This window comes from Nocardia sp. TBRC8007 (genome assembly GCF_056629435.1).
Genome location: NZ_JBWSOR010000020.1, coordinates 49,881 through 64,303, shown reverse-complemented (window position 1 = coordinate 64,303; position 14,423 = coordinate 49,881). Strand labels below are relative to the sequence as shown.

The window sequence follows — 14,423 nt, the reverse complement described above, 5'->3', positions numbered from 1 at the left end:
GTGGAACGGTGGCCCGATCGAATCTCGTCAACACCATCCCGCTCCACTCGACCACGTATCTGACGGGCTGGTGATAGCGGCCGTCGAGCGCTCACCTACAGTGCTTGAGTGCGTCTCGTGATTGCTCGCTGTCAGATCGACTATGTAGGGCGGCTCACCGCCCATCTCCCAATGGCCCGCCGGCTGTTGCTGATCAAAGCGGACGGTTCGGTGCTCGTGCATTCCGATGGCGGTTCATATAAGCCGCTGAACTGGATGAGCCCGCCGTGTTGGTTAGAGGAGAGCAACGGCGATACGCAACTCCCCGAGGGGGCAAAAGCACTGTGGGTTGTCACCAATAAAGCCAAGGAAGAGCTCCGCATCACCATCGAGGATGTTGAGCACGACTCCTCGCATGAACTCGGGGTCGACCCGGGGTTGGTGAAAGACGGGGTAGAGGCTCATCTCCAAGAACTGCTTGCCGAGCATGTGCAGACCCTCGGTGCGGGGTACACGCTGATCCGCCGTGAGTACATGACGGCGATCGGCCCGGTCGACTTGCTATGTCGAGACGCTGATGGCGGCACCGTGGCAGTCGAGATCAAACGCCGGGGCGAGATCGACGGCGTCGAACAACTCACCCGGTATCTCGAACTGCTCAACCGTGATCCGTTGCTGGCTCCGGTCGCGGGAGTCTTCGCCGCTCAACAGATCAAGCCGCAGGCGCGCACGCTCGCTGAGGACCGTGGCATCCGCTGTCTCACGCTCGATTACGACGCTCTTCGCGGTGCGGAGAGCAATGAGTTCCGCTTGTTCTGAATCTGGGGGGAGTGCGAGGCGATGTCCGGCTGGGTAATAGGCTGAGCGCATGCCCCGCAGGAAACCGCGTTCAGATCGCCGCGTCGATCGTGCGCGGCCCAGTGGTGCTCCACTCGGGGATGTGTTCGGACGTATCGAGCCGGGGCCCGACGGTGATGAGATGTACACGGTCCGTACGATTCCGGCCGCTCGCGCGGACAAGTTCTACCGCTGCCCTGGCTGCGACCATGAGATCGCGCCCAAGATCGCCCATATTGTCGCCTGGCCCAATTATGCGGGCGAGGGCGACCGCAGGCATTGGCACCGTGGTTGTTGGGAGGGACGTCTGACGCGCAGGGTTACTCGGCGCTGGTCTTGAAGTTGGGTGTACGCGCTGCGGACAGATCTGGGCTCCAGCCGCTCACGGTGAGTGAGCGTTCGGTCGATATTCGCAGGTGCGCTCAATCGGTGCCGGGCAGATTCGTTCGATCACCGACTCGTGTTCCCAGCACACGATCGAGGAGATGGTCGACGAGTTCCACTGCTGAGTGTGCGGTGCTGTAGCCCTGGAGCATGCCTTGGGCGAGTCCGCCCATTGCCATGACGATGAGCTCGGCGTCGAGCTCGAAGTCGCTCTGGTCTGTTGATGCGCGGAGGTGATGAGCTCGCCGGAGTTGGTCGGCGACGATCGTGCTCAATGCCCGTGGTGCCGCGAAAGTTTCTTCCGCGCTAATGCCCTGGCCGGTGAGCGACGCCCAGCCGAAGGCACCGAGCACGATGGTTTCCTCCCGACGTTGGTCGTCCAGGGGTAGCAGTTCGGTCAGGACCGCGCGAATAGCTTCCCGAGGTGCGGCATCTTCGCCCAGTGCGGTCCACTGCCGCATGAAACGAGCGCCTGCGTCCTCCAACACCGATCGGTGGGTCGCCAACAAGAAATCTTTTTTGGTTCCGAAGTAGTACTGCACCAGTCGTACTGAGATCCCAGCCTCAGCGGCGACGGTTTGGAAAGTCACGGCTTCCAGGCCGCCGCCGACGATGACTCGTCGCACGGCATCGGTGATCTGCCGTCGCCGCACTTCATGATCGACCAAACGTGGCACGAGACCCGCTGCCTTCCTTTCGTATCGAAGTTCTATCAGCCTAGCTGGTACGTATGTACCGCATACATGGTATGCACATATCGCAAACGTGGTACAGTCATGTTATAAAATATGGTATTGTCATATCAATAAAACTGGCGAAGGGGCGGCGCATGCCGAAGATCGGGCGATTCACCAGCGACGAAGCGAAGGACACATTTTTGCGGGCCTATGATGCTCTGGCTGTGCAGTGGCCGATACCTTCGACCCAACTCATTGTCGAAACCTCTTTCGGGACAACGTCGGTACGTAAATCGGGAACTGGGGAGGGCGCGCCGATCCTGCTATTGCCGGGCATGGCAGGTAACGGTCAGATGTGGCTCCGGTTCATCGAGGATCTGGCACGCGATCGCGTAGTGTACACACCGGACATCATGGGGTGGCCGGGCCGCTGCGTACAGACCGCGCCCCTGCGGGATGGGACGGATGTGGTGAAGTGGCTGGTCGAAGTGCTCGACGGTCTCGGTGTAGATCGGGTTCATCTGGCTGGGAACTCCGTCGGCTCGTGGATTGCCATCCTGGTCGCTGCATCGCACTCCGAGCGTCTGGCGAGCCTGACTATGTTCGAACCGGGCGGGGCTACTTTTGTCAAGCTGCGGTGGGGTCCGATGCTCAGATTCCTCGCCGCGGGTATGCGGCCGACTCCTGAACGGATGCGGAAGCTCAACAAGTGGCTCAACCCTGGCACCGAGCTCACTGATCAAGAGTTCGCCATAGTCATGGCGGCTGTGAAGTTCCGGATGGGCATGCCGTGGGAGAGCCCGCTCACCGACGAGCAGTTGGTCGCCGTCACCGCGCCGATGTTGGTCCTCTTCGGCGCCGAGACAGTGGCCAATGACCTCGAGGTCGTCTTGGCCAGGATTCGGAAGCACATTCCGTCGGTGGATATCGAGATCTACCCGGGCATCGGGCACGATGTGCTCTGGGCGAATCCCGACCAGGCGATTCCACGTTTTCTGGACTTTATCGGCAACCATGATCAGGTCCGAGTCTGAGCGGATCGAGAGCAGGTCGGTCGGATAGTGCACAGTGATTCGCCGATAGCACCGAGGTGGTCACTGCACCACTGAAGGCCGCCCTTATCGGGGCGGCCTTCAGTGAATTCATGCAGTCGTCGTGGACTGAACTCAGTTGCCGATGTCGGCGTTTTCGCGCTCTTCTGAGCCGGCTTCGTTGCCCGCGGCGGTTGTTTCAGGGATAGCCTTCTGACGCGAGTCGGTGACCGACTTGGCATTGCCGCCGAGTGATTTGCGCGTATCTGGAACGCCGTCCAGCAATTCGCTCTCACGGTTGACCGCGGCGAGCATCGCGGGCACCGAGTCGAGCTGGCCGCGGATGCCGAGTAGCTGGGCGAGCACACGACCACGCAGCACGCGCATCTCCTCGGCCAGTTCTTTCGCGTGCGCGATCTTGCGTTCGGAGGTCTGGGTGGCAGAGGTGATGAGGCGGTTGGCCTCGTCGGTCGCGTCCTTGATCCGCTGGGCGGCTTCGGCGCGGCTGGTGGCTTCCAGCTCCTCCATGGCACGGGTGAGCTTGGTGCGACGCTCGGCCATGGTGGCTTCGAAGTCCTGCTGGGTGGCCTTGCGCTTCGCTTCGGCTTCCTTGGCGATACGCTCGGCCTCGGCCTGGGCGGCGTCGATGATCTTGGCGGACTCGGTGCGCGCGTTCGCGAGCGTCTGCTCGAATTCGATCTCGAGCGCCTCGCGCTTCTCCTTCGTCTCCGCGAGCAACGACTCGTACCTGCCGCGCATCTCGGTGGCCTGCTGCTCGGCGATCGACACCATCTCCGCTGCCTCGGCCTGCGCGAGGGCGCGCACCTCGGACGCCTCGTCCGAGGCGAGGCGGAGCATGCGGGAAATGCGGTCGGACATACCTTCGGCAGTGGTCGGCGGCACCGAGAGTCGGTCGACCTCCTTACGGAGTTCGTCGATCTCGTCGCGTGCGTCTTCCAGCTGGCCCGCGAGGTTACGTGCTTGTGCCGCAGCGGCATCGCGGTCGGTAGCGGTGACTCTCAGTTCCGCGTCGAGGCGGTCGAAGTAGTTACGCACCTCATCTTGCGCGTAACCCTTGCGTACAGTGGTGAAGGGCAGCGCAACGAAGCGGTTGCGATCGGACTCGGGTGACGACATGGCACACAAACTACAGCCTGCGGACTGTCCATGGTGACTCGACCGCGAATGTCATTCCGCCGCGTTACCTCGGCTTGATCTCGATATTAGTCCGTAACATTGGGGCCGAGTTCGACCAACTCGATCAGCACACCGCCAGCATCCTTCGGGTGGATGAAATTGATGCGGGAATCGGCCGTTCCATGTCGCGGAACCTCGTACAGCAAACGCAACCCCCTGCCGCGCAGATAGGTGGATACGGCATCGATATCGGTGACGCGGCAGGCTAGTTGCTGTAGTCCTGGCCCGCTGCGGTCGATGAATTTCGCGATGGTCGACTCCGCGTTGAGCGGAGCCAGCAACTGCAAGGCGGTGGCGCGGTCCGGTGCACCGGGCAGCGACAGCATCGCCTCGTGCACTCCTTGGTCCTCGTTGATCTCGCGATGAGTCTCGATCATGCCGAGGCTCTCGGTGTACCAGGCGACCGCGGCGTCCAAGTCGGGCACCGCTACCCCGATATGGTCGATCGCGGTCACATAGTCCGCGGGGAGGAAGGCCGCTGAATCTGTCACTGTGCTCACAGGTCGAACCTAGCGTGGCCTAGCAGAGGAGACCTAGTCCGAACCCGTTACCGTTGAGTAGAAAACCTGTTGTCGCGCTGCCTGAGAGTAGCGCGGACAGGTCCGATCTATGAATGTGAGGTTCGTCGTGACCACTTCCGTGATCGTTTCCGGTGCGCGCACCCCAATCGGACGACTACTCGGAGGGCTGAAGGGCTTCAGCGGTTCCGATCTGGGCGGTTTCGCTATCAAGGCGGCGCTGGAGAAGGGCGGCGTCGGCCCCGACCAGGTCGACTATGTGATCATGGGGCAGGTGCTCACCGCGGGCGCGGGACAGATCCCGGCTCGTCAGGCAGCTACCGCTGCGGGTATTCCGATGGACGTGCCCGCGTTGACGCTGAACAAGGTGTGCTTGTCCGGCATCAACGCGATCGCCCTTGCCGACCAGCTGATCAGGGCGGGTGAGTATGAGATCGTGGTCGCCGGTGGTCAGGAGTCCATGAGCCAGGCTCCGCGCCTGCTCGGGGAGAGCCGGGAAGGCTCCAAATACGGCGATGTGACGCTGCGTGACCACATGGCCTATGACGGTCTGCACGATGTCTTCACCGACCAGGCGATGGGTGCGCTCACCGAGCAGCGCAATAGGGACGACCAGATCAGCAGGGCGGACCAGGACGCTTTTGCGGCGGCTTCGCACCAGCGTGCGGCAGCGGCCTGGAAGAATGGCGTGTTCGACGAGGAGGTGGTCCCGGTCGCGGTGCCACAGCGCAAGGGCGATCCGGTGCTGGTGACCGCCGACGAGGGTATCCGCGCGGATACCACGGTCGAGTCGCTGGCCAAGCTGCGTCCGGCATTCAGTAAGGATGGCACGATCACCGCGGGTACTTCCTCGCAGATCTCCGACGGCGCAGCCGCGGTCGTGGTGATGAGCAAGGAGAAGGCTGAGTCGCTCGGGCTGAGCTGGATTGCCGAGATCGGCGCCGCGGGCGTGGTCGCGGGTCCGGACTCGACACTGCAGGATCAGCCCGCCAACGCGATCGCCAAAGCCTGCGCGCGTGCGGGTATCTCGCCTGCGGATCTGGACTTGGTGGAGATCAATGAGGCATTCGCGGCGGTCGGGGTGGCTTCCACCCGCAAACTGGGCATCGACCCGGCGAAGGTGAATGTCAATGGTGGGGCTATCGCGATCGGCCACCCAGTGGGCATGTCCGGTGCCCGGCTGGTACTGCATCTGGCATTGGAGCTGAAGCGTCGTGGCGGTGGAGTCGGTGCGGCGGGGCTCTGCGGCGGTGGGGGGCAAGGGGACGCGCTCATCGTCCGGGTCTGATCCCGAAGATAACCGGTAGCGATTCAGCGGTCGGCGATTCAGCAGCGGATGGCCGTCTCGATCGAGACGGCCATCCGCTGCTTTCGTGTGTGGCCCCCACTGTGATCGGTTCGTCTACGACAGTACGTAGTTCATATTGCAGAATGGTGCGCATGGGCAATGTCTTCGATCTCAGTACAGTAGCCAAGCGATTTCGTTTTCTCGCGGTGCTCGAGGCAGTCACCTGGGTTCTGCTGATCATCGGCATGGTGTACAAGCGGCTCCCCGATCCGGTGTTGTGGCCGGTCAAGGTGTTCGGCATGACGCACGGCATCGTCTTCATCCTGTTCGTGCTTGCCGCGCTGGTGGCCGCGCGTGAGCTGAGCTGGAGTGCCAAGACCACTGCTCTGGCCCTGTTGTCCAGTCTTCCGCCGTTCTGTGGGGTGTTGTTCGAGATCTGGGCGGTACGTACGGGTCAGCTGGGTGAGCTGAGCAACAATAAGTCGGCCGAGCCCGAAGCACCCGTATCCGTGATGCCGTGACAAACAATGGCATGACAAACTAGGAGCCGTGAATCGACCAGCCGCACGCCGTCCTTCGCCCGCTGTCGCCGCTGCCATGTCCGGTGCGGTCGATCTGTCCAGTCTGAAGCAGCCCGCAGGGAGCGCCGCTGGTTCAGCTGGCGATGACCACGCGGTATCCGAGGCCGATTTCGAGACCAAGGTGTTGCGGCGCTCGATGCAGGTGCCCGTGGTGGTCGTGCTGTACTCGCAGCGTAGCCCTGGTAGTGTCGAATTGGTTCGGACGCTGGAGCGTCTGGTGGTCGCCGATGGCGGTACTTGGGATCTGGCCGTGGTGGAGGCCGAGGCCAATATGCGCATTGCCCAGGCGCTGCGTGTACAGGGTATCCCGACAGTGATCGCGATCGCGGCCGGACAACCACTGGCCGACTTCGAAGGCGCACAGCCGGAGCCGCAGGTACGGCAATGGCTGGATGCGGTGATCGAGGCCGTGGCAGGGAAGCTGGAAGGCGGCGTTCAGCAGCAAGAGCAAGTCGAGGACCCGCGTTTCGCGGCAGCGGAAGCGGCGCTGGAGCAAGGTGACCTGGCCGGGGCCGAGGCGGTCTACCAGGACATTCTCGCCGCCGAGCCGGCGAACAAGGAGGCCGAGGGCGCGCTGCGCCAGCTCCGGTTCCTTGTCAGAGCGCAGGAGCTTCCGGAGTCGGCCATCGCGGCCGCGGACGCCGACCCGACGAATGTGGATGCCGCTATCGCCGCCGCCGACCTCGAACTGTTCCAGCAGCGTCCCGAAGCGGCTTTCGACCGGCTGATCGCTGTCGTCAAGCGCACTTCGGGCGAGGAACGCACCACAGCGCGTACCCGGCTGCTGGAGCTGTTCGAGCTGTTCGACCAGGCCGAGCCGTTCGTCGTTGCTGCTCGGCGCAAGCTGGCCGCCGCGCTGTACTGAGCGCTTGTCGCACTGCCGCCGATCCGGCGCAGAGCCTGGTATCGAGTTGCTTCGTGTGCTGAGCGGTTCCGAACCGGGCCAACGACCGTGTGGCATGGGTTGGGTGGCCGTTCGTCCACAGTCAGGCTGGGCGCAACCAGATTGCGCTGTTCGGCGCCAGCCGCACCGTGGCCGAGGCCGGACGGTCGTGCCACGGCTCACCAGTGGCCACCACCTCGCCCAGGTTGCCTATGCCGGACCCGCCGTAGCCGACCGCGTCGGTATTGAGGATCTCCAGCCAGCGTCCGGCATGGGGGAGGCCGATGCGGTACGTGTCGTGTATCAAGCCGGAGAAATTATAGATGCATGCGACTACGGAATCATCCGAGCCGTGGCGTAGGAAAGCCAGCACGTTGTTGATTTGGTCATTCGCTTCGATCCACGCGTAACCGCCCGGTGTGGTGTCCTGGCTCCACAGCGCGGGGTGCGCACGGTAAACAGCGTTCAGGTCACGGATCAGCGTCGTGATGCCTTGGTGTAGTGGATTGCCCAGCTCATGCCAGTCCAGGCCACGGTCATGCGACCACTCGCGGAATTGACCGAAATCCTGGCCCATGAACAACAGCTGCTTTCCCGGATGAGCCCACATATAGGCCAGCAGCGTCCGCACACCGCCTGCTTTGGCGAAATCGTCACCCGGCATCCTGGTCCAGAGTGTGCCCTTACCGTGTACGACCTCGTCATGGCTGATCGGCAGGACATAGTTCTCGCTCCAGGCATACATCAACGAGAAGGTGATCTCGTTGTGATGCCAGCGGCGGTATACCGGATCGCGACCGAGGAACCCAAGAGTGTCGTGCATCCAGCCCATATTCCATTTCATGGTGAAGCCGAGCCCGCCGACATCGGTGCCGCGGGTGACGCCGGGCCATGTGGTGGACTCCTCGGCGATGGTGACCACATCCGGATAGTGGCGGTGCACCGTGTCGTTGAGCTCCTGCAGGAGGTCGACGGCTGCCAGATTCTCCCGGCCACCGTGCGCATTGGGCTCCCACTCGCCTTCGGCGCGCGAGTAATCCAGGTAGAGCATGGAAGCGACCGCGTCGACACGTAGGCCGTCGATGTGGAATTCCTCGATCCAATAGCACGCGTTGGCGACGAGGAAGTTGCGCACTTCATGCCTGCCGAAATCGAAAACGTAGGTGCCCCAGTCGCGTTGCTCGCCGCGGTGGGGATCGGCGTGTTCGTAGAGCGGGGTGCCGTCGAAGCGGCCCAGTGCCCATTCGTCGCGTGGGAAGTGGGCGGGGACCCAATCCAGCAGCACACCGATGCCTGCTGCGTGCATCCGATCGACGAAGGCGCGAAAGTCGTCCGGGGAACCGAACCGTGCGCTCGGTGCGTAGTAGGAGGTGACCTGATAGCCCCACGAGCCGCCGAATGGATACTCGGCGATCGGTAGTAGCTCGATGTGGGTGAACCCGGCTTTCAGGACGTATTCGGCTAGCTGATCGGCCAGGTCACGGTAGCAGAGGCCGGGTCGCCACGAGCCGAGATGCACCTCGTAGATACTCATCGGCGCGCGGGTCGGGTCGGTGACCGCACGTTGTGCCAGCCAGGTGTGGTCGCTCCACACGTAGTGACTTGCGGTGACCACCGATGCCGTCGCCGGGGGGTGCTCGGTGGCAAAGGCCAGCGGGTCGGCGTGATCGATAGTCCGTCCGTCGGCACCGTGCACGCGGTATTTGTATTTGGTGCCCGGTTCGATACCAGGGACGAAGACCTCCCAGATCCCGGATGATCCGAGCGAGCGCATCGGTGCGGTGTTGCCGCTCCAGCCATCGAAGTCGCCGATGACGGTGACGCCGCGCGCATTCGGTGCCCACACCGCGAACCCTGTGCCCGCTACCTCGCCATCGAGGGTGGTGTAGTGACGCTGGTGCGCGCCGAGTACCTCCCAGAGGCGCTCATGTTTGCCTTCCCCGATGAGATGCAGGTCGAGTTCCCCGAGTGTGGGCAGGAAGCGGTAGCCATCGGCGCTGATGTTCGTCCGACCGCCAGGATATGTCGTCACGATGCGGTAATCCATGAGCTCCGGGTAGGGCACCACGGCGGCGAATACCCCATGGCCCAGCGCATTCAGCGCATGGTCGGTGCCGCCGATGCGTACTGATACTGCTTCGGCGTGCGGTCGCAATACGCGCACTGCTGTGCCACCGGGAGCCGGATGGGCGCCGAGTACGGTGTGCGGATCGGTATGGGTGCCTGCTGCCAGCAGCATGAGATCGCGGCGTCGCATCACAGTGTCCTGCGATACGCGAGCTCAGTACGGGCCTGCTGGGAAACCGGAGGCAGGATGATGATGTGTGCGACTGCGCGCGCAGGATCCAAGCGCACGTAATTGGTCTGCGCCCAATGGTATTCCTCGCCGCTGACCTCGTCGTATACCACCGGATGGTCGTGCCATTCCAGGCCGATCGCGGGCAAGTCGAGCGAAAGCATGCCCCATTCCGCGCCGAACGGGTTCAGGTTCACCACGACTAGGACCGCGTCCCCACCGACTGGGTCGATCTTGGAATACGCTAGTAGCGCGTCGTTGTCCACATGGTGGAAGTGCAGACAGCGCAACTGCTGCAGGGCAGGGTGCGCGCGACGGATTTCGTTGAGCCGGGTGAGCCACGGCTCCAGTGATTCTCCGCGCGCGAGCGCTTCGGCGAATGGGCGCGGTCGTAGCTCGTACTTCTCCGAACTGAGGTATTCCTCGCTGCCCGGCCGCACTGCCTGATGCTCGAATAGCTCGAAGCCGGAGTAGACGCCCCAGGTCGGGGCAAGGGTGGCGGCAAGAACCGCGCGAATGGCGAACATTCCGGGCCCGCCATGCTGGAGGCTCTCGTGCAAGATATCCGGAGTGTTCACGAACAGGTTGGGACGAGCCTCATCGGCCTTCGCGGCCAGCTCGTTGCCGAACTCGGTCAGCTCCCATTTGGTCACCCGCCAGGTGAAATACGTGTAGGACTGGCTGAAGCCCCGCCGAGCCAGGCCGTAGAGCCGGGCCGGACGGGTGAATGCCTCGGACAGAAAGATCACATCCGGATCGGTGCGGCGCACGTTCGCGATCAACCATGCCCAGAAGTCGACCGGTTTGGTGTGCGGGTTGTCGACGCGGAAGATCTTGACACCCAAGCCGATCCAATGCCGGACTACGCTCAGTACCTCGCTATAGAGGCCGTCGCGGTCATTGTCGAAATCGATCGGGTAGATGTCCTGGTATTTCTTCGGCGGGTTCTCCGCATAGGCGATGGTGCCGTCCGGCAGGGTGGTGAACCATTCGGGATGCGATCGCACCCAGGGATGGTCTGGCGCACATTGCAGCGCGAGATCGAGCGCGATCTCGAGGTCGAGTCGCGTCGCCTCCACGACGAAATCCACGAAATCGGTCTCGGTACCGAGATCAGGGTGCACGGCATCGTGGCCACCGTGTCTCGAACCGATCGCCCACGGTGAGCCGATATCGCCCGGCTCCGCGATGAGTGCGTTGTCGCGACCTTTGCGGTTCACTTCGCCGATCGGATGGATCGGCGGCAGGTACACCACGTCGAAGCCCATGGCGGCGATCCGTGAGAGCTCCTTGGCCGCGGTCGCGAAGGTGCCGTGGACCGGTGTTCCGGTTACGTCGCGGCCACCGGTGGAACGCGGGAAGAACTCGTACCATGAGCCATAGAGCGCGCGTCGCCGCTCGACCAGCACAGTGTGTTGTGGGCCCCGGGTGACCAGGTCACGCACGGGTGTGGCGCGCAGGATCTCGGCGACCTCCTCGGAGAAGGCCGGGGCCACTCGGGCGGGCAGCTGCTCGGCGCCACGCAATGCCGCCGCGGCCGCGCGCAAGCGCTCGGGCTGCCCCTTCGGAACAGTCCGCGCCGCACGATCGAACAGCCGGGCGCCCAGCTCCAGGTCATTGGCCAGGTCCGAGGCACTTTGCCCGACGGACAGCTTCGCTTCGACTACTGAGCGCCAAGTGGTGAACGGATCACCCCAGCCCTCGATGCGGTAGGTCCACTTACCTGGTGTGTTCGGGGTGAATACGGCATTGAATACATCGGGTTCGTAGTCGGGTGTCATCCGGACCCGAAATGGTCGGGACGCACCGGGTGCGTGGACGACCAACGTGGCGGCGACGGCTTCATGCCCCTCCCGCCACACCACGGTGCGTACTGGGAAAACCTCGCCGACTACGGCCTTGGCAGACCTGCCGCCTGCGATGGATGGGGCAGTGTCATCGATAGCGATGCGGCCGGTCACGGTGACCAACCTACCGCTAGCAGGCGGGGTGGAACCGATCAGCGACCGGAGCAGGTTCCCGACGGGAACCGGACGTGTGCTCCCGTATGCGGATGTCAACGGATAGTCCGACGAAATCTGCTGGTAGAAGGGTAATTTTAGTGATTCCGTCCCCCGGCGTATCGGGAGTGGACAGTGTAGATTTTCGAGAATGAAGGCATTGCGTCGCTTCACCGTCCGTGCCCATCTGCCCGAGCGCCTGACCGCCCTGGGGGAACTCGCCACGAATCTGCGGTGGTCGTGGCATCCGCCGACCCAGGACTTGTTCGCAGAGCTGGACCCGCAACGATGGCAGGACATGGGGCATGATCCGGTTCGGATGCTGGGTGAGGTGCCCGCGGCGCGGCTGGATGAACTCGCGGCCGATCCAGATTATGTCGCCCGCGTCGATGCTGTGGCCACGGATCTGCGCGATTACCTGGCCGCGCCAGGATGGTTCCAGCATCGTGCGGGAGAAGAAGGGGTGCGTGGCATCGCCTATTTCTCGATGGAGTTCGGCGTTACCGAAGCACTGCCGAACTATTCCGGTGGGCTGGGTATTCTGGCAGGTGATCATCTGAAGGCGGCCTCCGACCTGGGATTGCCACTGATCGGGGTCGGACTGCTGTATCGCTCGGGCTACTTCCGGCAGTCGCTGTCGGCAGACGGTTGGCAGGCCGAGCACTACCCGGCGCTGGATCCGCAGGGGCTTCCACTGCGGGCGCTCACCTCCGATGAGTCGCTGGTACTTGTCCATGTGGCTATGCCAGAGGGGCGGGTGCTGCGTGCGCGGGTATGGATCGCGCAGGTGGGCCGGGTTCCATTACTGCTGCTCGACTCCGATATCGCCGAGAACGATCCGGAACTGCGTGCCGTCACCGACCGCCTCTACGGTGGCGATCAGGAGCACCGGATCCGACAGGAGATCCTGGCGGGCATCGGCGGCGTGCGAGCGGTGCGCGCGTACACGGCGGCGGCCGGGCTGCCCGATCCCGATGTCTTCCACATGAACGAAGGTCACGCGGGTTTTCTCGGTGTGGAGCGCATCCGGGAATTCGTCGCGGCGGGGCATGATTTCGATTCCGCGCTCGCCGCAGTGCGGGCGGGCACGGTGTTCACCACGCACACCCCGGTTCCCGCGGGTATAGACCGGTTCCCGATGCCGATGGTGCGTCGCTACTTCGGTGGTGCGCACGGACAATCCGAATCGGTCCTGCTGCCTGGCCTGCCCGTGGACCGGATCGTGGCACTAGGGCGGGAAGCCGACCCGTCGGTGTTCAACATGGCGCATATGGGCTTGCGGCTCGCGCAACGCGCCAATGGCGTCTCCACGCTGCACGGTGCGGTGAGCCGGGCTATGTTCGCCTCGTTGTGGCCGGGATTCGATCCCGCGGAGGTGCCGATCGGGTCGATCACCAACGGTGTGCACGCCACCACATGGGCTGCGCGGGAATGGGTGGACAAGGCCCGGGAACACATCGGTGCGGAGTTGGTGGAGGATGCGCGCGGCTGGGAACGGCTGCACGAGGTCGATCCAGCCGAGTTGTGGTCGACTCGCAACACCCTGCGCGGCCTGCTCATCGAGGAAGTACGCCGCCGGTTGCGCGCATCCTGGCTGGAGCGCGGGGCCGTGGAAGCCGAACTCGCCTGGGTGGGTGATGTCTTCGACCCGGAGGTGTTGACCATCGGGTTCGCTCGCAGAGTACCGACCTATAAGCGACTCACCCTCATGCTGCGTGATCCACAGCGCTTGCGTGCGTTGTTGTTGGATCCGCACCGGCCGATGCAATTGGTCGTCGCGGGCAAGAGTCACCCGGCCGACGATGGTGGTAAAGCGCTCATCCAGCAGGTAGTCCGTTTTGCGGACGATCCAGAGGTGCGGCACCGGATCGTCTTCCTGCCCGACTACGACATGTCGATGGCCCGTTATCTGTACTGGGGCTGCGACGTCTGGCTGAACAACCCGTTGCGCCCGTTGGAAGCGTGTGGCACCTCCGGCATGAAATCCGCCCTCAACGGCGGGTTGAACCTGTCCATCCGGGACGGGTGGTGGGACGAGATGTACGACGGTGATAACGGTTGGGCCATTCCGACGGCGGAGGGCGTCCGCGACGAGTACCGCCGGGACGACCTGGAGGCGGCCGCGCTCTACGACTTGCTCGAACGCACCGTCGTACCGCGCTTCTACGATCGCGACGTGTCCGGGATGCCGGTGCGGTGGGTCGAGATGGTCCGCCGCACCCTACAGTCCTTGGGGCCGAAAGTATTGGCCTCCAGGATGGTCCGTGATTACGCGGTGGAGTACTATGCGCCCGCAGCAGCGGCCTATCAGCAGGCCATCGACGATGACTTTGCCGCAGCTCGCGCCATCGCCGAGTACCGTCGACGGATGGAGTCGGCATGGCCTTCGGTCAAGGTGCTCCAGGTGGACAGCGCCGGACTGCCGGATACGCCGATCATCGGTGCGCGGCTTTCGCTCACCGCGCGAGTCGGGCTCGGCGGGTTGAGTGTCTCGGACGTGGTGGTACAAGCGGTGCTCGGCCGGGTGTCGATGACCGACGATCTCTGTGACACCACAACGGTCTCGATGACCCACACCGGGTCGGATTCCGGTGTCGAGATATTCACCGTCGATACCCCGCTTCCGCTGTCCGGCGCGGTCGGCTACACCGTGCGTGTGCTTCCGCACAATGGCCTGTTGGCCTCCGACGCGGAACTCGGCCTGATATCCGCGCCGAGCGCCTAGCAAGCGTGTCGCTGGTCACTGATCAGT

The 14,423-nt window shown here is 63.6% G+C and carries 12 protein-coding genes; 7 read left to right on the top strand and 5 right to left on the bottom strand.

Features of this window, described 5'->3' with window-relative positions; all coding sequences use genetic code 11:
- Nucleotides 1-108 precede the first annotated feature (108 nt).
- Entirely contained in the window at nucleotides 109-798 is a 690-nt protein-coding gene (nucS, locus tag ACX4ZE_RS15905) for an endonuclease NucS (RefSeq protein ID WP_480274208.1), read from the top strand.
- Nucleotides 799-847: 49 nt separating this feature from the next.
- Nucleotides 848-1,156 carry an ATP/GTP-binding protein gene (locus tag ACX4ZE_RS15900; protein ID WP_480274207.1) on the top strand — a complete coding sequence of 103 codons (309 nt, stop codon included), beginning with the start codon at nucleotides 848-850 and terminating at the stop codon, nucleotides 1,154-1,156.
- An 82-nt stretch (nucleotides 1,157-1,238) separates the two neighbouring features.
- On the opposite strand, the gene ACX4ZE_RS15895 is transcribed toward ACX4ZE_RS15900, so the two are convergent.
- Nucleotides 1,239-1,877: a TetR/AcrR family transcriptional regulator gene (locus ACX4ZE_RS15895; protein ID WP_480274206.1), complete on the bottom strand. Its 639-nt coding sequence runs from the start codon at nucleotides 1,875-1,877 to the stop codon at nucleotides 1,239-1,241.
- Nucleotides 1,878-2,029: 152 nt separating this feature from the next.
- Here ACX4ZE_RS15895 and ACX4ZE_RS15890 point away from each other — a divergent pair, with 152 nt between their 5' ends.
- Nucleotides 2,030-2,911, top strand: coding sequence for an alpha/beta fold hydrolase (locus tag ACX4ZE_RS15890; RefSeq protein WP_480274205.1), 882 nt, complete (start codon nucleotides 2,030-2,032; stop codon nucleotides 2,909-2,911).
- A gap of 132 nt (nucleotides 2,912-3,043) precedes the next feature.
- Here ACX4ZE_RS15890 and ACX4ZE_RS15885 read toward each other — a convergent pair whose 3' ends face one another.
- The gene (locus ACX4ZE_RS15885; RefSeq protein WP_480274204.1) at nucleotides 3,044-4,045 is read right to left on the bottom strand and encodes a hypothetical protein; all 1,002 of its coding nucleotides are present in this window, start codon (nucleotides 4,043-4,045) and stop codon (nucleotides 3,044-3,046) included.
- Between the two features lie 86 nt (nucleotides 4,046-4,131).
- A complete protein-coding gene (mce, locus tag ACX4ZE_RS15880; RefSeq protein ID WP_480274203.1) occupies nucleotides 4,132-4,605 on the bottom strand; it encodes a methylmalonyl-CoA epimerase in 474 nt (157 codons plus the stop codon).
- Between the two features lie 127 nt (nucleotides 4,606-4,732).
- Here mce and ACX4ZE_RS15875 point away from each other — a divergent pair, with 127 nt between their 5' ends.
- The 3 genes from ACX4ZE_RS15875 to ACX4ZE_RS15865 all read left to right on the top strand — a co-directional run bounded on the left by ACX4ZE_RS15875 (nucleotide 4,733) and on the right by ACX4ZE_RS15865 (nucleotide 7,357).
- A complete protein-coding gene (locus tag ACX4ZE_RS15875) occupies nucleotides 4,733-5,911 on the top strand; it encodes an acetyl-CoA C-acetyltransferase (RefSeq protein ID WP_480274202.1) in 1,179 nt (392 codons plus the stop codon).
- Nucleotides 5,912-6,054: 143 nt separating this feature from the next.
- Nucleotides 6,055-6,432 carry a DUF3817 domain-containing protein gene (locus tag ACX4ZE_RS15870; protein ID WP_480274201.1) on the top strand — a complete coding sequence of 126 codons (378 nt, stop codon included), beginning with the start codon at nucleotides 6,055-6,057 and terminating at the stop codon, nucleotides 6,430-6,432.
- A 76-nt stretch (nucleotides 6,433-6,508) separates the two neighbouring features.
- Entirely contained in the window at nucleotides 6,509-7,357 is an 849-nt protein-coding gene (locus ACX4ZE_RS15865; protein WP_480274216.1) for a tetratricopeptide repeat protein, read from the top strand.
- Between the two features lie 121 nt (nucleotides 7,358-7,478).
- Here the strand turns inward: ACX4ZE_RS15865 and glgB are convergent, their stop codons facing one another.
- Together glgB and ACX4ZE_RS15855 are read right to left on the bottom strand one after the other, a co-directional pair.
- Complete coding sequence (gene glgB / locus ACX4ZE_RS15860) at nucleotides 7,479-9,632, bottom strand: 1,4-alpha-glucan branching protein GlgB (RefSeq protein ID WP_480274200.1); 2,154 nt, start codon at nucleotides 9,630-9,632, stop codon at nucleotides 7,479-7,481.
- On the bottom strand, nucleotides 9,632-11,632 hold the full coding sequence (locus ACX4ZE_RS15855; protein ID WP_480274199.1) for an alpha-1,4-glucan--maltose-1-phosphate maltosyltransferase: 2,001 nt from the start codon (nucleotides 11,630-11,632) through the stop codon (nucleotides 9,632-9,634). The genes glgB and ACX4ZE_RS15855 overlap by 1 nt, the downstream gene beginning before the upstream one ends.
- A gap of 190 nt (nucleotides 11,633-11,822) precedes the next feature.
- Here ACX4ZE_RS15855 and glgP point away from each other — a divergent pair, with 190 nt between their 5' ends.
- Nucleotides 11,823-14,396, top strand: coding sequence for an alpha-glucan family phosphorylase (gene glgP / locus ACX4ZE_RS15850; RefSeq protein WP_480274198.1), 2,574 nt, complete (start codon nucleotides 11,823-11,825; stop codon nucleotides 14,394-14,396).
- Nucleotides 14,397-14,423: the final 27 nt, after the last annotated feature.